16 protein-coding genes are annotated in these 15,712 nt (G+C 71.3%); 8 read left to right on the top strand and 8 right to left on the bottom strand.

What is annotated here, in order from left to right; genetic code table 11:
* Positions 1-3: 3 nt before the first annotated feature.
* The 3 genes from ispF to ACFQE5_RS05875 are packed head-to-tail and all read right to left on the bottom strand — an operon-like array spanning position 4 to position 1,676.
* The gene (ispF, locus tag ACFQE5_RS05885) at positions 4-471 is read right to left on the bottom strand and encodes a 2-C-methyl-D-erythritol 2,4-cyclodiphosphate synthase (RefSeq protein WP_379583630.1); all 468 of its coding nucleotides are present in this window, start codon (positions 469-471) and stop codon (positions 4-6) included.
* Positions 468-1,151 (bottom strand): 2-C-methyl-D-erythritol 4-phosphate cytidylyltransferase, encoded by a 684-nt coding sequence (gene ispD, locus ACFQE5_RS05880; RefSeq protein ID WP_379583628.1) that lies wholly within the window; start codon positions 1,149-1,151, stop codon positions 468-470. The genes ispF and ispD overlap by 4 nt, the downstream gene beginning before the upstream one ends.
* A 33-nt stretch (positions 1,152-1,184) precedes the next feature.
* The gene (locus ACFQE5_RS05875) at positions 1,185-1,676 is read right to left on the bottom strand and encodes a CarD family transcriptional regulator (protein WP_028928940.1); all 492 of its coding nucleotides are present in this window, start codon (positions 1,674-1,676) and stop codon (positions 1,185-1,187) included.
* 267 nt (positions 1,677-1,943) lie between these two features.
* Here ACFQE5_RS05875 and ACFQE5_RS05870 point away from each other — a divergent pair, with 267 nt between their 5' ends.
* A complete protein-coding gene (locus ACFQE5_RS05870) occupies positions 1,944-2,510 on the top strand; it encodes a copper chaperone PCu(A)C (protein WP_379583708.1) in 567 nt (188 codons plus the stop codon).
* Positions 2,507-3,883, top strand: a complete 1,377-nt coding sequence (gene radA / locus ACFQE5_RS05865; RefSeq protein ID WP_379583704.1) for a DNA repair protein RadA — start codon at positions 2,507-2,509, stop codon at positions 3,881-3,883. The genes ACFQE5_RS05870 and radA overlap by 4 nt, the downstream gene beginning before the upstream one ends.
* 4 nt (positions 3,884-3,887) lie before the next feature.
* Here radA and ACFQE5_RS05860 read toward each other — a convergent pair whose 3' ends face one another.
* Positions 3,888-4,580, bottom strand: a complete 693-nt coding sequence (locus ACFQE5_RS05860; protein ID WP_379583626.1) for a hypothetical protein — start codon at positions 4,578-4,580, stop codon at positions 3,888-3,890.
* Positions 4,581-4,681: 101 nt separating this feature from the next.
* Here ACFQE5_RS05860 and ACFQE5_RS05855 point away from each other — a divergent pair, with 101 nt between their 5' ends.
* From ACFQE5_RS05855 to ACFQE5_RS05835, 5 genes are all read left to right on the top strand, one after another.
* Entirely contained in the window at positions 4,682-5,587 is a 906-nt protein-coding gene (locus ACFQE5_RS05855; protein WP_379583624.1) for an A/G-specific adenine glycosylase, read from the top strand.
* 42 nt (positions 5,588-5,629) lie between these two features.
* Positions 5,630-6,121 (top strand): 2'-5' RNA ligase family protein, encoded by a 492-nt coding sequence (locus ACFQE5_RS05850; protein ID WP_379583622.1) that lies wholly within the window; start codon positions 5,630-5,632, stop codon positions 6,119-6,121.
* Between the two features lie 4 nt (positions 6,122-6,125).
* Positions 6,126-6,437 carry an antibiotic biosynthesis monooxygenase family protein gene (locus ACFQE5_RS05845; protein ID WP_379583620.1) on the top strand — a complete coding sequence of 104 codons (312 nt, stop codon included), beginning with the start codon at positions 6,126-6,128 and terminating at the stop codon, positions 6,435-6,437.
* Positions 6,434-7,258 carry an SIR2 family NAD-dependent protein deacylase gene (locus ACFQE5_RS05840; RefSeq protein WP_379583702.1) on the top strand — a complete coding sequence of 275 codons (825 nt, stop codon included), beginning with the start codon at positions 6,434-6,436 and terminating at the stop codon, positions 7,256-7,258. Before ACFQE5_RS05845 ends, ACFQE5_RS05840 begins: the two co-directional genes overlap by 4 nt.
* A gap of 88 nt (positions 7,259-7,346) precedes the next feature.
* The gene (locus tag ACFQE5_RS05835) at positions 7,347-7,835 is read left to right on the top strand and encodes a beta-class carbonic anhydrase (protein ID WP_379583618.1); all 489 of its coding nucleotides are present in this window, start codon (positions 7,347-7,349) and stop codon (positions 7,833-7,835) included.
* Between the two features lie 65 nt (positions 7,836-7,900).
* Here ACFQE5_RS05835 and ACFQE5_RS05830 read toward each other — a convergent pair whose 3' ends face one another.
* Both ACFQE5_RS05830 and exaC read right to left on the bottom strand, forming a co-directional pair.
* A complete protein-coding gene (locus ACFQE5_RS05830) occupies positions 7,901-8,248 on the bottom strand; it encodes a DUF779 domain-containing protein (protein WP_379583616.1) in 348 nt (115 codons plus the stop codon).
* A complete protein-coding gene (exaC, locus tag ACFQE5_RS05825) occupies positions 8,248-9,771 on the bottom strand; it encodes an acetaldehyde dehydrogenase ExaC (protein ID WP_379583614.1) in 1,524 nt (507 codons plus the stop codon). The genes ACFQE5_RS05830 and exaC overlap by 1 nt, the downstream gene beginning before the upstream one ends.
* Positions 9,772-9,963: 192 nt before the next feature.
* Here exaC and ACFQE5_RS05820 point away from each other — a divergent pair, with 192 nt between their 5' ends.
* Positions 9,964-11,418, top strand: a complete 1,455-nt coding sequence (locus tag ACFQE5_RS05820) for a GAF domain-containing protein (RefSeq protein WP_379583612.1) — start codon at positions 9,964-9,966, stop codon at positions 11,416-11,418.
* A 705-nt stretch (positions 11,419-12,123) separates the two neighbouring features.
* On the opposite strand, the gene ACFQE5_RS05815 is transcribed toward ACFQE5_RS05820, so the two are convergent.
* Together ACFQE5_RS05815 and ACFQE5_RS05810 are read right to left on the bottom strand one after the other, a co-directional pair.
* The gene (locus ACFQE5_RS05815; protein ID WP_379583610.1) at positions 12,124-14,673 is read right to left on the bottom strand and encodes an ATP-dependent Clp protease ATP-binding subunit; all 2,550 of its coding nucleotides are present in this window, start codon (positions 14,671-14,673) and stop codon (positions 12,124-12,126) included.
* 183 nt (positions 14,674-14,856) lie between these two features.
* Positions 14,857-15,657, bottom strand: coding sequence for a siderophore-interacting protein (locus tag ACFQE5_RS05810; protein ID WP_379583608.1), 801 nt, complete (start codon positions 15,655-15,657; stop codon positions 14,857-14,859).
* Positions 15,658-15,712 lie beyond the last annotated feature (55 nt).

The following is a 15,712-nucleotide window of genomic DNA, read 5'->3' as shown; positions in this document are numbered from 1 at the left end:
TCGCTAGCCGACGGGCAGGAGCAGGGCCGTCGCGACCGCCGCGAGACCCTCGCCGCGACCGGTCAGGCCGAGGCCGTCGGTCGTCGTCCCGGACACCGCCACCGGGCCGCCGACCGCCGTGGAGAGCACTCGCTGAGCCTCGGCGCGGCGCTGGCCGATCTTCGGGGCGATCCCGATGACCTGGACGGCGGCGTTGCCCACCGTCCAGCCCTCCGCCGCGAGCAGCTCGCGCACCTCGACCAGCAGCGCCACCCCGCTCGCGCCCGCCCGCTCCGGACGGCCGGTGCCGAAGACCGCACCGACGTCGCCGAGACCCGCCGCGGAGAGCAGGGCGTCGCACAGGGCGTGCGCGGCGACGTCGCCGTCGGAGTGCCCGGCACAGCCATCGACGCCGTCCCAGAGCAGCCCGGCCACCCAGCACGGCCGGCCGGCCTCGATCGCGTGCACGTCGGTGCCGATGCCGACCCTCACCGAACCCCCTTCGCGACCAGCAGCTCCGCCAGCTCCCGGTCCCACGCTGTGGTGATCTTGAATGCCGCCGGATGGCCGGGCACGGTGTGCACGGGTTCGCCCAGCGCCTCGACCAGCCCCGCGTCGTCGGTCGCCGCGGACCCGGTCGAGGCGGCGATCCGGTGCGCCCGGCGCAGCAGCGCAAGGTCGAAACCCTGCGGGGTTTGGATCGTGCGCAAGGTCGAACGGTCCACGGTGACCTGCACCCTGCCGTCGCCATCGACCTGTTTGACCGTGTCGGCGAGCGGCAGCGCCGGGACCACCGCCGGGTGCCCCGACCGAACGGCGTCGACGACGGCCGCGGTCAGCCCGGGGGGCGCGAACGGGCGCGCCGCATCATGGACGACGACGATCCCGGCGGAGAGGTCATCGAGCGTGTCGAGCGCGCATCGGACCGACTCGGTCCGATCGGCCCCGCCGGCCAGCACCCCGACCGGACGGCCGTCGAGCAACGTCCGGGCGGCCTCCACCTGGCCGGCCGGGACGGCGACCAGCACCCGGTCGACCACACCCGAGGCGAGCAGGCCGGTCACGGCGTGCACCAGGATGGGGACACCGTCGATCGGCACGAACGCCTTGGGGACACCGGCCCCGAGCCGCTGCCCCGACCCGGCGGCGGGAACGACGGCGATGACGCTCATGCGGGGTTCGGGGCGGAACGGACAGATCGCAGGTCAGGCAGTGGCCGTGGCGAGCACTTCGTCGAGCAGGACCTCGGCGCGCTCCTCATCGGTCCCCTCGGCCAGCGCCAGCTCGCTGACCAGGATCTGCCGGGCCTTGGCCAGCATGCGCTTCTCACCGGCGGACAGCCCGCGGTCCTTCTCTCGCCGCCACAGGTCGCGGACCACCTCGGCGACCTTGTTCACATCACCCGAGGCAAGCTTCTCCAGATTCGCCTTGTACCGCCTCGACCAGTTGGTCGGCTCCTCGGTGTGCGGGGCGCGCAGCACCTCGAACACCCGATCCAGACCCTCCTGGCCCACAACGTCTCGAACGCCGACGACCTCGGCGTTGTCAGCGGGTACGCGCACCGTGAGATCCCCCTGCGCGACCTTCAGGACGAGATACTTGCGTTCCTCGCCCTTGATCGTTCGGGTTTCGATGGCCTCGATGAGAGCGGCACCGTGGTGCGGGTAGACAACGGTCTCTCCGACCTTGAAAACCATGTGTCCTCTGCCCCTTTCGATGCATCCAGGTTAACACGGCACGTAAACAGCCGCGGCCCGACGTGGCTCGTCGTCGCAGGTCAGGGGGTTGACAGCGGGCCCGAAACGTGCGTCGGGCAGGACCGGGCCGCCGGCCAACGGGAACCGCGTGCCGGGCCCGTGACCGGCGCGGTTACGCTTCCGCCTGGTCACCCCGCGAAACGGGCGACCCCCGCGACACCGCACCCCGCCGGCAAGGGGGGCGACGGCAGGAAGGATGTCCGACCCGTGAGCCGCACTGAGCGCTTCCGTCCGATCCGATTCGCCCTCGTCATCGGTGGCACGATCGCAGCGCTGGGGCTGACGGGATGCGGCGCCGGGCAGATCGCGCAGACCGCCCGGCAGACCCCCGCCGTCAGCGGCGCGAACGTCACGGCAGGCGATATCGCCGTGCGCAACGCCATGATCACCTTCCCGGACGAGCACCAGCACGGGAAGGTCATCTACCCGCGCGGGGGCGCGGCACCGGTGGCGCTCGTCATCGCGAACCAGTCCGACACCGCCGACCGACTGCTGTCCGCCAGCAGCCCGGTCGCGACCGCGGTTCAGGTGACCGGGGACACGATGATTCCCGGAGAGCAGGCGCTCATTTCCGGCGGCGATGCGACGAAGGTGCCGAACTCGCGCCAGATCGACGTCGTCCTCGACGGGCTCACCCGCGACGTCAGCCCGGGTCTGGACTACCCGATCGTGCTGGTCTTCGAGCGGGCCGGCGCCGTGACCGTCGACCTGCCGGTCGACGCCTCTGCGACCGGCCGCCAGACCGAGGGCAGCGGCGGCGGAGGCGGCCACTGACCGGACGCCCCCGCACCGCACGCACTGGGTACCGCTGCGCCGAGTGCGGGCACCAGGTCGCGCAGTGGGTGGGGCGCTGCCCCTCCTGTCAGGCCTGGGGAACGCTCGAGGAGCAGGTCACCCCGGCCACGCGGGCGAAGCGGGTCGCGGCGGGCGCGCCCAGCACCCCGGCCCGGCCGATCGCCGAGGTCGAGCTCGACGCGGCACGGGCCCGCCGGACCGGCGTCGACGAGCTCGATCGGGTGCTCGGCGGCGGTCTCGTCCCCGGCTCGGTGGTCCTGCTGGCCGGAGAGCCGGGCGTCGGCAAGTCGACCCTGCTGCTCGACGTCGCGGCCAAGGCCGCCGCACGCGGCACGGTGTTGTATGTCACCGGTGAGGAGTCGGCCGGACAGGTGCGGTTGCGCGCCGAGCGCACCGGGGCGGTGCACGACCGGCTGTACCTGGCGGCGGAGTCCGACCTCGGCGCGATCGTCGGGCATCTGGAGCTGCTGCGCCCGGACCTGTTGATCGTCGACTCGATCCAGACCATGTCCACCGCCGAGGCGGACGGCAACGTCGGCGGGGTCACCCAGGTCCGCGCGGTCACCGTCGCACTCACGGCGCTGGCCAAGGAGCGCGCCCTGCCGGTGATCCTGGTCGGGCACGTCACGAAGGACGGATCCATCGCCGGCCCGCGGGTGCTCGAACACCTCGTCGACGTCGTGCTGTCCTTCGAGGGCGACCGGAGTTCGACGCTGCGCATGGTCCGTGGGGTGAAGAATCGCTTCGGCGCGGCCGACGAGGTCGGCTGCTTCGAGTTGCGCGACGAGGGCATCGTCGGGCTCGCCGACCCCTCGGGGCTGTTCCTGGCCCGCTTCGGCACCACGCACGACGAGGCCGTCCCCGGGACCGCGGTGACCGTGGTGATGGACGGACGTCGTCCGCTGCTGGCCGAGGTGCAGGCGCTGGTCGCGGGCGAGAACATCCCCAGCCCGCGGCGCGCGGTGAGCGGCCTGGACAGCGCTCGCGTCGCCATGCTGCTCGCGGTGCTGGAGCGGCGGGTGGGGATCAAGCTGTACGACGCCGAGGTCTACACCGCGACCGTCGGCGGGATGCGAGTCGTGGAACCCGCGGCCGACCTGGCTCTGGCCCTCGCGGTGGTATCGGCCAAACGCGATGTGGCGCTGCCCCCCGACCTGGTCGCGCTCGGCGAGATCGGGCTGGCCGGCGAGGTGCGCCGGGTGAATGGGATCGGGCGCAGGCTCGCCGAGGCCGCCCGGCTCGGCTTCACCCGGGCACTGGTGCCGCTCGGCAGCGACGTGAAGCCGATGGGGATGCGGGTCCAGGAGGTCGCCGACCTCGCGCACGTCGTACGGGGGCTGCGCGCCGGCTGATCGCTCAGATCAGCAGGAACGGGGTGGGCGCGCTGATCAGGTCATCGATGCGGGTCATGACGCGGTATGCGCCCGCGGGGACCGCCCGGCGCGGCTCTGCGCAGCCCGGGGAGGACGTGCGCCCCGCCCAGGTGACGGCGAACGCCACCGGTTCGCCCGGGGCCAGGGTTCGCACATCGGCGCGAGCCGGGTTGACGCAGTCGTTGCTCGACCACAGCCGGTCGACCCCGTCGCCGCTCCAGACCACGATCTCCAGCCGCTTTCCGTCGAGGTCGCGGATGCAGGGCCGGTCGCTGATGTTGGTGATGACGACGCGCAGGACCGGGCGCTCGCCGACCCGGTGAACCGGGCGGTCGATCTCGGCTCCCGCGGTGAGCATGGCGTTCGTGCAGGGTGGGGGCTCGGCCGGCGGGGGCGCTGCGGATGGGGACTCGGCGGGTGGGGGCTCGGCGGGTGGGGGCCCGGGACTGTCCCGGGGATTCTCCACCCGGTCGACGGTCGGCGCGGCGGTCACCGGCGCAACGTCGCTGACCAGGGTCGCGGCCTGGACAGCCGGTGCGTGGCCCGGCTCATCCGGCCCGGTGGCGCCCGCTATCGTCACGCCGACCAGGGCGAACGTCGCGATGACGCAGCCGAGCGCGACCAGGCGTCGACGCCAGTAGACGGACGCGGGCAGCGGCCCCACCGGCTCCCACATGTCACTCAGCGTAGCTCAGCGATTACTGCAGGTGGCGGATGGCACCGGCATGTCGCCCCCGGAAGGAGGGAGCCGCCCTCCCCGGATGATCATTCACCGCGATGGCACGATCAGCAACCGTGGCGCCGCCCGTACCCCCGCTGGCTGATCTCATCCTGCCCTGGTTCGACGCTCAGGCCCGGGACCTGCCGTGGCGCCGGGCCGGGACCACGCCGTGGGGCGTCATGGTCAGTGAGTTCATGCTCCAGCAGACCCCGGTGGCTCGCGTCGAGCCGGTCTGGACCCGTTGGATGACCGACTGGCCGCTGCCCTCCGCACTCGCCGCCGCATCGCGCGCCGATGTGCTGCGCGCGTGGGGGAAGCTCGGCTACCCGCGCCGAGCCGTGCGGCTGCACGAGGCGGCACGGGTGATCGCCACCGAGCACGACGACGTCGTTCCGTCCGATGTGGATATTCTCGAGACGCTGCCCGGGGTGGGCAGCTACACCGCGCGGGCGGTGGCCGCGTTCGCCTACCGGCGGCGCTGCCCGGTCGTGGATACGAACGTCCGGCGGGTCGTTGCCCGCGCCGTGCACGGCCGCGGCGCCGCCGGACCCGCCAGAACCAAGGCCGACCTCGTCGACGTCGAGGCGCTGCTGCCCGCCGACGAACCGGCCGCCGCCCGGGTCTGTGCCGGGCTGATGGAGCTCGGGGCCGTGATCTGCACCGCCCGCAACCCGCTGTGCGGGGTCTGCCCGGCCCGCGGGGCGTGCGCCTGGCACGCCGCCGGACACCCGGCCTACACCGGACCACGGCGGCCCCCGCAGGGTTACGCCGGCACCGATCGGCAGGTCCGCGGCAGACTCCTCGACGTGCTGCGCGACACCTCGATGCCGGTCGAGAAGGCCGTCCTGGACGCCGTCTGGTCCGATGCCGCCCAGCGCGACCGCTGCCTGGACTCGCTGCTCGTCGACGGGCTGGCCGAACAGCTCGCCGACGGCCGGTTCAGGCTGGGCTGCGCCCCGTGAGCGGCGGATGATGGTCCGGGCCGATGCAACCCGGTCGAGGCGATGAGCCACGCCGTGCGGTTCCGCCTCGACGACGACGCCGTGGCCGAGCTCACGGCGTTGCGGGAGCGACTGCACGCCGCCGGGATACCGGCGCCCACCGCCCGACCGGCCGTCACGTTCGCCGCGGCGGCCACGATCCCGCCCGCCGCGCGCGCCGCCCTCATCGACGAACTGCGGGTGCTGACCCTGCCCGCGCTGTGGCTGGCCACGCTCGGCACCATCGCGGGCCACGACGACGAGCTCGTGCTGGCCGCGATCGTCGATGCCGAGCTGCTGGCCGTCCACGCCGCCGTGCACGACGCACTCGCCGGCCGGGTGCGCGCCCCGGTCGCCGCCTACCTGCCCGGGGCCTGGCTTCCGCACTGCACGCTGGCGCACGAACGGCCGGCCGAGGCGTTCGCGCTGCTCCACCCGTTCCGGCCGGTGCGGGCCGGGGTCAGCGGCGTCGAGCTGGTCGACACGCGAACCGGAACCGCAGAGCCGATAACCTGAACCCGTGGCAGTCGTGAAGATCAACGCTATCGAGGTCCCCGAGGGCGCAGGCCCAGAGCTGGAGCAGCGCTTCGCCAACCGGCTCCATGCCGTCGACGGCCAGAAGGGGTTCATCTCCTTCGAGCTGCTGCGGCCGGTCAAGGGCGAGAACCGCTACTTCGTGGTGACGCACTGGGAGACCGAGGAGGACTTCCAGGCCTGGCTGACCGGCCCGGCCATGCAGGCACACTCCGGCGAGCGCGCCCGCCCGGTGGCGTCGGGGTCCTCCCTCCTGGAGTTCGAGGTCATCCAGTCCTCGACCGCGTCGGGCTCCTGAACGAGCTCGACCGCGCGGCCGAGCTGCTGCGTGGCGCCGACGCCCTGCTGGTCTGCGCGGGTGCCGGGATGGGCGTCGACTCGGGCCTGCCGGACTTCCGCGGCCCCGAGGGATTCTGGCGCGCCTACCCGCCGTATCGGGCGCTGGGCCTGCGGTTCGAGGAGCTGGCCGATCCGGTGCATTTCGCCGACGACCCGGAACTGGCCTGGGGCTTCTACGGCCACCGCCTCGACCTCTACCGCTCGACGGTGCCGCACGACGGCTTCGGGGTGCTGCTGGCGTGGGCGCGCCGGTGGCCGGCGCGGGTGTTCACCTCGAACGTCGACGGCCAGTTCCACCGCGCCGGATTCGCCGCCGATGTGGTCGCCGAATGCCACGGGTCGATCCACCACCTGCAGTGTCTCGACAACTGCGGACAGCCGGTGTGGCCGGCCGACGGCGTCTCGGCGCGGGTCGATCCGGTGACGATGCGGGCGGCGGCCCCGCTGCCGTCCTGCCCCGCCTGCGGCGGCCTGGCCAGGCCGAACATCCTCATGTTCGGGGACCTTTCCTGGGATCCCGCCCGCACCCAGGCGCAACTGGATAGCCACACCCGGTGGCTTCGGTCGCTGCGCGCCGAGGGTCGGCGGCTCACCGTGGTCGAGATCGGTGCCGGCACCGCCGTCCCCACGGTCCGTCGGCAGGCCGAACTCGCCTCCGCCTCGTCGGGCGCGCTCGTCCGGATCAACCTGCACGAGCCCGAGGTACGACACGGCCGGGGCGCCGAAATCGCCGCCCGGGCGGCCGAAGCGCTCCGTGCCCTCGACGAACGCCTCCATTAGCGGTTCGCTGGAACTCGTCAATACCGCGACTCGGTCGCATAATTGCCGCGACTCGCGGGGATGGCAGTTCCTATCGAGGGAGACAACGATGTCCGTCACTGATGAACTGCTCGACAACAACGCCCGATACGCCGAAACCTTCTCCGGTCCGCTGCCGATGCCGCCCAGCAAACACGTCGCGATCGTGGCCTGCATGGATGCGCGGCTGGACGTCTACCGGGTGCTCGGACTCGGCGACGGCGAGGCGCACGTCATCCGCAACGCCGGCGGCGTCGTCACCGAGGACACGATTCGCTCGCTGGCGATCAGCCAGCGGCTGCTGGGCACCACCGAGATCATTCTGATTCACCACAGCGACTGCGGCATGCTGACCTTCACCGACGACGAGTTCCGTCGCTCGATTCAGGACGACACGGGTATCAAACCGGGGTGGGCCGCCGAATCGTTCCCGGATCCCGCCGCGGATGTCCGCCAGTCCATCGCCCGAATCATGGCCAACCCGTTCCTGCCGCACCGGGACGCGGTCCGCGGCTTCGTGTTCGATGTCGCGACCGGGCGGCTGAACGAGGTCGGCTGAGCCAGCGGCCGTGGCGATGACCGACCCCCGACGGCCATCGCCACGCCCCCCGCGCCGACCCGGCGTCAGGTGTTGAGCAACCGGGAGCGGATCAGGAACCGGACGCCCTCGGGCGCCTCGACCGAGAATCCGCTGCCCCGCCCGGCCACCACATCCACGGTGAGATGGGTGTGTTTCCAGTATTCGAACTGCGCCGCGGACATCCAGAACGGAACCGCGTCGATCCCGTCCACCTCCAGGTCGCCGAGGTGGACGTCGGAGTCGCCGGTTCGGAACTCCCCCGCTGGATAGCACATCGGCGAGCTTCCGTCGCAGCACCCGCCGGACTGGTGGAACATCAGCGGGCCGTGCACCGCGGTCAGCTTCCGCAGGAGCTCGGCGGCCGCCGATGTCAGCGCGACCCGCTCGGCCATCAGAAGAATCCCAGTGCGTCCGGCGAGTAGCTGACCATCAGGTTCTTCGTGTTCTGGTAGTGCTCGAGCATCATCTTGTGGTTCTCCCGTCCGATGCCCGACTGCTTGTAGCCGCCGAACGCCGCGTGCGCCGGGTAGGTGTGGTAGTTGTTCACGAACACCCGGCCCGCCTGGATGTCGCGCCCGGCCCGGTAGGTGATGGTGCCGTCGCGCGACCACACGGCGGCGGCGAGGCCGTAGAGCGTGTCGTTGGCGATCTTCATGGCGTCGTCGTAGTCGGCGAACCGGGTCACCGAGACCACGGGACCGAAGATCTCCTCCTGGAAGATCCGCATCGAGTTGTCGCCCTCGAAGATCGTCGGCTGCATGTAGTAGCCGCCGGACAGCTCGCCCCCGAGGTCGGCGCGCTCACCCCCGGTGAGGATCCGCGCGCCCTCCTGCCGGCCGATGTCGATGTAGGACAGGATCTTCTCGAGCTGGTCGTTGGAGGCCTGGGCACCGATCATCGTCTCGGTGTCGAGCGGGTGCCCCTGCTTGATCTGCTCGGTGCGCTTGACGGCCTGGGCGAGGAAGTCGTCGTAGATCCCGCCCTGGATCAGCGCCCGCGACGGGCAGGTGCAGACCTCGCCCTGGTTGAGAGCGAACATCGCGAAGCCCTCGAGCGCCTTGTCGTAGAAGGCGTCCTGCTGGGCGGCGACGTCGTCGAAGAAGATGTTCGGGCTCTTGCCGCCCAGCTCGAGGGTGACCGGGATCAAGTTCTCGCTGGCGTACTGCATGATCAGCCGGCCGGTGGTGGTCTCTCCGGTGAAGGCGATCTTGCGGATGCGCTTGTTCTGCGCGAGCGGCTTGCCGGCCTCCACGCCGAAGCCGTTGACGACGTTGAGCACCCCGGCCGGGAGCAGGTCCGCGACCAGTTCCAGCAGCACGTGGATCGACGCCGGGGTCTGCTCGGCGGGCTTGAGCACGATCGCGTTGCCCGCGGCCAGCGCCGGGGCGAGCTTCCAGATCGCCATCAGGATCGGGAAGTTCCAGGGAATGATCTGGCCGACGACGCCGAGCGGCTCGTGGAAGTGGTAGGCGACGGTGTTGTCGTCGATCTGCGAGATGCCGCCCTCCTGCGCGCGGATCGCGCCCGCGAAGTAGCGCAGGTGGTCGATCGCGAGCGGGATGTCCGCGGCCAGGGTCTCCCGGCAGGCCTTGCCGTTCTCCCAGCTCTCCGCGATGGCGACCTTTTCCAGGTTCGCCTCGATCCGGTCGGCCATCTTGATGAGGATGTTGGCCCGCTCGGTGGGCGACGTCTTCCCCCAGGCCGGGGCGGCGGCGTGCGCGGCGTCGAGGGCGGCCTCGACGTCCTCGGCCGTACCCCGGGCGACCTCGGTGAACGTCTGTCCGGTGATCGGGGTCGGGTTCTCGAAGTACTGCCCCTTCTTCGGCGCGACGTACTCGCCACCGATGAAGTGGTCGTAGCGGGACCGGAACGAGACGACGCTGCCGGCGTCGCCCGGGGCCGCATACCTGGCCATCGTGCATCCTTCCCCTCGTTGGTGCAGGTGGGCAGGGACACTAGGGATGCGGGGGTTGCAGCGGCGTTGCACCGCAGGTGCGAACCTATCCGTTCAGACAGGTCGCAGACGCCAATCAGCCTCAGGCTTGCCTTACTACCACGAACGAATCAGGATGGGGTTCCGCCGTCCGCCTGACGTCCGGTGAGGGATATGACAAACGATCCGGTCGAGCGAGCCCGCCTGCTGGCCAAGGTCCGGGACGCGGTGCTCAGCGGCGACGAGGCCCCGGCCGAGCCGCGGCCGATCGTGTCCGCGTCCTGGCGGCGTTCGCTCGCCGCACGGGTCGATCCGGAACTGGACGGGCCGCCGCTGGTCTATCGGCAGCGCGAGCTCGGGGAGATGCGCAGCCGGCACCCGCTCGCCGCCGTGCTGCCGGTGCTGCGGGACACGCTCCTGGGCATCGCCGACGACGCCATGCACATGATGATCGTGACCGACGTTCACGGGCACATCCTCTGGCGGGAGGGTCATCGTGACGTCCTGCAGCGCGCCGAGCGGGTCGGGCTCGTCGAGGGCACCCGGTGGAGCGAGGACTGCATCGGCACCAACGCGATGGGCACCGCGCTCGCCGCCGACAGCGCGGTGCAGATCCACTCCGCCGAGCATCTCGTGCGGGCCTACCACCGGTGGACCTGCGCGGCCGCCCCCATCCACCACCCCGAGTCCGGCGAGCTGATCGGCGCCGTTGACGTCACCGGGCCGCTACAGACGTTCCATCCGACGACGTTCGCGCTGGTCATCGCCGCCGCACGGTTGGCCGAGAACCACCTGGCCGCCCAGCTCTCCGTCCGCGACGAGCAGTTGCGGCAGCGCAACATGTCGCATCTCATCGCGCTGCGCGGCGAGCCGGGCGCCCTGCTCAACCCGCAGGGCCGGGTCCTGGCGGCGCAACCCGCCGGGTGGCTGCCCGACCGGATCGCGCTACCACAGGGCGGTGAACGGGTCCGGCTCGCCGAGGGCGGGGAGGGCGTGCTCGAACCACTCGCCGAGGGGTGGCTGCTGCGCCTGCCCCGCCCGGGCACCCGTGACCGGCCTGTGCTGACCCTGCCGTTCCTCGGGGCGGTGCGTCCCGCGGCGCGCCTCGACGGGCGCCGCGTGCCGCTCACCCAGCGGCACGCCGAACTGCTCACCGTCCTGGCCCTGCACCCACGGGGGCGCACCGCCGACGAACTGGCCGCCGACCTCTACGGGGATGCCGGTAAGGCCGTCACCGTCCGGGCCGAGATGCACCGGCTGCGGGTCGCCCTCGTGGCCAGCGTGATCCACACCCAGCCCTACCGGCTGCACGCCCGCGTCGACGCCGATTTCGTGCGAGTTCGCTCCGCCCTCACCGAGGGCGCGCTGCGCGAGGCGGCGGAACTCTACCGGGGCCCGCTGCTGCCGTCCTCCGAGGCGCCCGCGGTGCGCGAGGAACGCGAACAGCTCGCCGCCGCGATCCGCAACGCCGTGCTGCACCAGGGAGATGTCAGCGACATGTGGGCACTGGCACGGACCGCCGACGGCGCAGGCGATATGGAGCTCGCCGAACAACTCCTGCATGTCCTTCCCGCGTCCGACCCGCGCCGCGCCGTGCTCGCCGCCCGCACCACCACCTCCCTCCCCTAGCCCCTCCCCGCGAGTCGCGGTATTTCCGTGCGCGAGTCGCGGTATTTCCGTGCGCGAGTCGCGAGCAGGTCTGCCGAGGACGCGATCGTTCGCTCCTTCGGCATCGACGCGGGCCCACCTCGTAACCGCCCGGTCCGTCGCACAGGACCCGGTGCTGCTCGCCCTCGCCGCCAGCTCCGTGACCGACAACCCGGCTGGTCCCGGCCCAGCTGCGGTCGTTCGGGCCGGAGGGCAAAGCGCAAGTACCCCGAGCGAGCGCGGCGCCGAGGACGCCGTGGACCCCGGAAGTCCCCCGCCGAGATGGCGGCCTGGACGCTGCGTCGGCAGGCACAACGGTGCGGACACGATCACCCCACCTGCGCTACCAGGCGTCCGACCTGAGAACGAGGCTCGACGGTGCACCCGCGCGGAGACCGCTGTCGTGGGTGTCCTTCTGCTGGCTGTGGACCGGCTCGGCTGCGGGAGCTCCGTCCTGGTGCACGACAGGCGGGTGAGGGTCAGGCACGGCGGTTGGCTCGCCGCCGGACGTCGTCGTAGCGGCGGCACCGGCGCTTTCTCGTCCCGCCTCGGTGACGCGGGGCACGGAAATCCCACGACTCGGTCGCAGAAATACCGCGACTCGCGCACGGAAATACCGCGACTCGCGGGGAGGGCGACGCGAAGGGCCGGCCCGGACATCGTCCGGGCCGGCCCATCGGGTGTTGCTTACTCCTCGCCGCTGCCGGCGGCCATGTCGACCGGCGGTGCGTCGGGGACGGTGACGGCCGGGCGCGGCTCACCGCGGAAGGTGAAATGCGCCTTGTCGTCGGCGGCCCGGGAGCCCTCGGGGGCGTCCGGGTCGATGCCCTCGACATCGACGATGACGATCTGACCCGGCTCGACCTCGCCGAACAGGATCTTCTCCGACAGCTGGTCCTCGATCTCGCGCTGGATGGTCCGGCGCAGCGGCCGGGCACCCAGCACGGGGTCGAAGCCGCGACGGGCGAGCAGGCTCTTCGCCGCCGGGGTCAGCTCGATGGACATGCCCTTGTTGGCCAGCGCCGCCTCGACCCGGGTGATCATCAGGTCGACCATCCTGATGATCTGCTCCTCGGTGAGCTGGTGGAAGACGATGATGTCGTCGATGCGGTTGAGGAACTCCGGGCGGAAGTGCTTCTTCAGCTCGTCGTTGACCTTGTTCTTCATCCGCTCGTAGTTCGACGCCTCGTCGTTGCTCTGCGCGAACCCAAGGCCGACGGCCTTCGAGATGTCCTGGGTGCCGAGGTTCGAGGTGAAGATGATGACGGTGTTCTTGAAGTCCACCGTCCGGCCCTGGCCGTCGGTCAGCCTTCCGTCCTCCAGCACCTGCAGGAGGGTGTTGTAGACCTCCTGGTGGGCCTTCTCGATCTCGTCGAACAGGACCACCGAGAACGGCTTGCGCCGCACCTTCTCGGTGAGCTGACCGCCCTCCTCGTAGCCCACGTATCCGGGCGGGGCGCCGAAGAGCCGCGACGCGGTGTAGCGGTCGTGGAACTCACCCATGTCGATCTGGATGAGCGCGTCGTCCTCGCCGAACAGGAAGTTCGCCAGCGCCTTGGACAGCTCGGTCTTACCGACACCGGACGGCCCGGCGAAGATGAACGAGCCCGACGGACGCTTCGGGTCCTTGAGGCCCGCGCGGGTACGCCGGATCGCCTGGGACACCGCCTTGACGGCGTCCTCCTGGCCGATGATCCGCTTGTGCAGCTCCTCCTCCATGCGGAGCAGCCGCGTGGTCTCCTCCTCGGTGAGCTTGAACACCGGGATACCGGTCCAGTTGGCGAGGACCTCGGCGATCTGCTCGTCGTCGACCTCCGCGACGACGTCCAGGTCGCCGGACTTCCACTGCTTCTCCCGCTCACCCTTCTGGACGAGCAGCTGCTTCTCCTGGTCACGTAGGTGCGCGGCCCGCTCGAAGTCCTGCGCGTCGATCGCGGACTCCTTGTCGCGGCGCACCGCAGCGATCCGCTCGTCGAACTCACGCAGATCCGGCGGTGCGGTCATCCGGCGGATCCGCATCCGGGCTCCGGCCTCGTCGATCAGGTCGATCGCCTTGTCCGGCAGGTAGCGGTCGCTGATGTACCGGTCGGCGAGGGTGGCCGCGGCGACCAGGGCGGGGTCGGTGATGGTGACCCGGTGGTGCGCCTCGTACCGGTCGCGCAGACCCTTGAGGATCTCGATGGTGTGGGTGACGCTCGGCTCGCCGACCTGGATCGGCTGGAAGCGGCGCTCCAGCGCCGGGTCCTTCTCGACGTACTTGCGGTACTCGTCGAGCGTGGTCGCGCCGATCGTCTGCAGCTCCCCGCGGGCGAGCATCGGCTTCAGGATCGACGCCGCGTCGATCGCGCCCTCGGCGGCGCCCGCCCCCACCAGCGTGTGGATCTCGTCGATGAACAGGATGATGTCGCCGCGGGTGCGGATCTCCTTGAGCACCTTCTTCAGGCGTTCCTCGAAGTCACCGCGGTAGCGCGAGCCCGCGACGAGCGAACCGAGGTCGAGCGTGTAGAGCTGCTTGTCCTTGAGCGTCTCGGGCACCTCGCCCTTGACGATCCCCTGGGCCAGCCCCTCGACAACCGCGGTCTTGCCGACGCCGGGCTCGCCGATCAGGACGGGGTTGTTCTTGGTCCGCCGGGACAGGACCTGCATGACCCGCTCGATCTCCTTGGCCCGGCCGATGACCGGGTCCAGCTTGCCCTCGCGGGCCTGCTGGGTGAGATTGCGACCGAACTGGTCGAGCACCAGCGACGAGGACGGGGTGCCCTCGCCACGGCCCGTCGAGGCCTCGGCGGGCTCCTTGCCCTGGTAGCCGGACAGGAGCTGGAGCACCTGCTGGCGCACCCGGTTCAGGTCGGCACCCAGCTTGACCAGCACCTGTGCCGCGACGCCCTCGCCCTCGCGGATCAGGCCGAGCAGAATGTGCTCGGTGCCGATGTAGTTGTGGCCGAGCTGCAGCGCCTCGCGCAACGAGAGTTCAAGGACCTTCTTCGCCCGCGGGGTGAACGGGATGTGGCCCGAGGGTGCCTGCTGCCCCTGCCCGATGATCTCCTCGACTTGCTGACGGACGCCCTCCAGGGCGATCCCGAGCGACTCGAGCGCCTTCGCTGCCACACCCTCGCCCTCGTGGATCAGGCCAAGGAGGATGTGCTCGGTGCCGATGTAGTTGTGGTTGAGCATCCGGGCCTCTTCTTGGGCCAGGACGACAACCCGCCTCGCTCGGTCGGTAAACCTCTCGAACATGTGCACTCCTTGCCTGCTGCGCCCTCGTGCGGCGCGCGTTGCACCGCGGGCGCCCCATACCACTGTATCGGGCGAGCGGCCTCCACCGCCTCTAGTGCACCGCCCCGGCGCACACGGTAGAAGCCAACACGGTCCCACGCCTCGGGATTCCCGGCGACCTCCGGAAAATGGTTCGGAGCCGATTCAGCCTGCCGTCGCCGCTTCCGGCGCGGCGCGCTCGGCGGCCTTGTCCTGCCGAAACCCGTCCTCGTCGCGACCGAGGCGCCAATAACCGGAGATCGAAAGCGCGTCGCGCGCAACGCCGCGCTCGGCGAGCAGGTGCCGGCGCACCTGCTTCACCGCCCCCGCCTCGCCGTGGACGAACGCGTGCACGGCCCCCGGCGGGAACTCGAGCCCGGCCACCGCATCGAGAAGCTGGTCGGGCCGGTGCAGCCAGGTGATGCGCGCCTCGCCCGGGGAACGCAGATCCTGGTGCTCCTGCGGGCCGTCGACCTGGATGATCACCGTTGCCGGGACGCGGGCGGGGATCCGTTCGAGGGCCGCGGCGATGGCGGGTATGGCGGCCTCGTCACCCACCAGAAGGTGCCAGTCGGCGTCGGCCCGCGGAGCGTAGGCCCCTCCGGGGCCCAGGAGCAGCAGCGGGTCACCGGTGCCCGCTGCGGCGGCCCAGCGCCCGGCCAGCCCGCTGTCACCGTGGTAGACGAAGTCGATGGTCATCGTGCCCGCGGCCCGATCGATGGCGCGGACGGTGTAGGTGCGGGTGAGCGGCCAGTGCGACCGCGGGAACGTCCGCCGGACGAGGTCGAGATCGAGCGGGACGGGGTAGGCGACCCCCGGCCGGGGAAAAACGATCTTGACGTAGCGGTCGGTGTGGCCCGTGTCGGGGAAACCGGCCAGATCGGCTCCGCCGGCGACGACCCGGATCATGCGCGGGTTGAGCCACTCGGTTCGCACGACCCGCAGGCTGGTGAGTCTGCGACTCATCGCGTCCTCCTCGCTGCCGCGAGCCCCCAGCCTAGGCGGACCAGACGCGGCGGGG

This window comes from Pseudonocardia hispaniensis, assembly GCF_042658695.1.
Taxonomy (GTDB): Bacteria; Actinomycetota; Actinomycetes; order Mycobacteriales; family Pseudonocardiaceae; genus Pseudonocardia; species Pseudonocardia hispaniensis.
This window is presented reverse-complemented; position numbering and strand designations above follow the sequence as displayed.

Coding starts and splice junctions, on each gene's coding strand:
- ispD (WP_379583628.1), bottom strand. CDS start 1,151: ATGAGCGTCATCGCCGTCGTTCCCGCCGCCGGGTCGGGGCAGCGGCTC.
- ACFQE5_RS05875 (WP_028928940.1), bottom strand. CDS start 1,676: ATGGTTTTCAAGGTCGGAGAGACCGTTGTCTACCCGCACCACGGTGCC.
- ACFQE5_RS05860 (WP_379583626.1), bottom strand. CDS start 4,580: ATGTGGGAGCCGGTGGGGCCGCTGCCCGCGTCCGTCTACTGGCGTCGA.
- ACFQE5_RS05855 (WP_379583624.1), top strand. CDS start 4,682: ATGGCACGATCAGCAACCGTGGCGCCGCCCGTACCCCCGCTGGCTGAT.
- ACFQE5_RS05850 (WP_379583622.1), top strand. CDS start 5,630: ATGAGCCACGCCGTGCGGTTCCGCCTCGACGACGACGCCGTGGCCGAG.
- ACFQE5_RS05835 (WP_379583618.1), top strand. CDS start 7,347: ATGTCCGTCACTGATGAACTGCTCGACAACAACGCCCGATACGCCGAA.
- ACFQE5_RS05830 (WP_379583616.1), bottom strand. CDS start 8,248: ATGGCCGAGCGGGTCGCGCTGACATCGGCGGCCGCCGAGCTCCTGCGG.
- exaC (WP_379583614.1), bottom strand. CDS start 9,771: ATGGCCAGGTATGCGGCCCCGGGCGACGCCGGCAGCGTCGTCTCGTTC.
- ACFQE5_RS05820 (WP_379583612.1), top strand. CDS start 9,964: ATGACAAACGATCCGGTCGAGCGAGCCCGCCTGCTGGCCAAGGTCCGG.
- ACFQE5_RS05815 (WP_379583610.1), bottom strand. CDS start 14,673: ATGTTCGAGAGGTTTACCGACCGAGCGAGGCGGGTTGTCGTCCTGGCC.
- ACFQE5_RS05810 (WP_379583608.1), bottom strand. CDS start 15,657: ATGAGTCGCAGACTCACCAGCCTGCGGGTCGTGCGAACCGAGTGGCTC.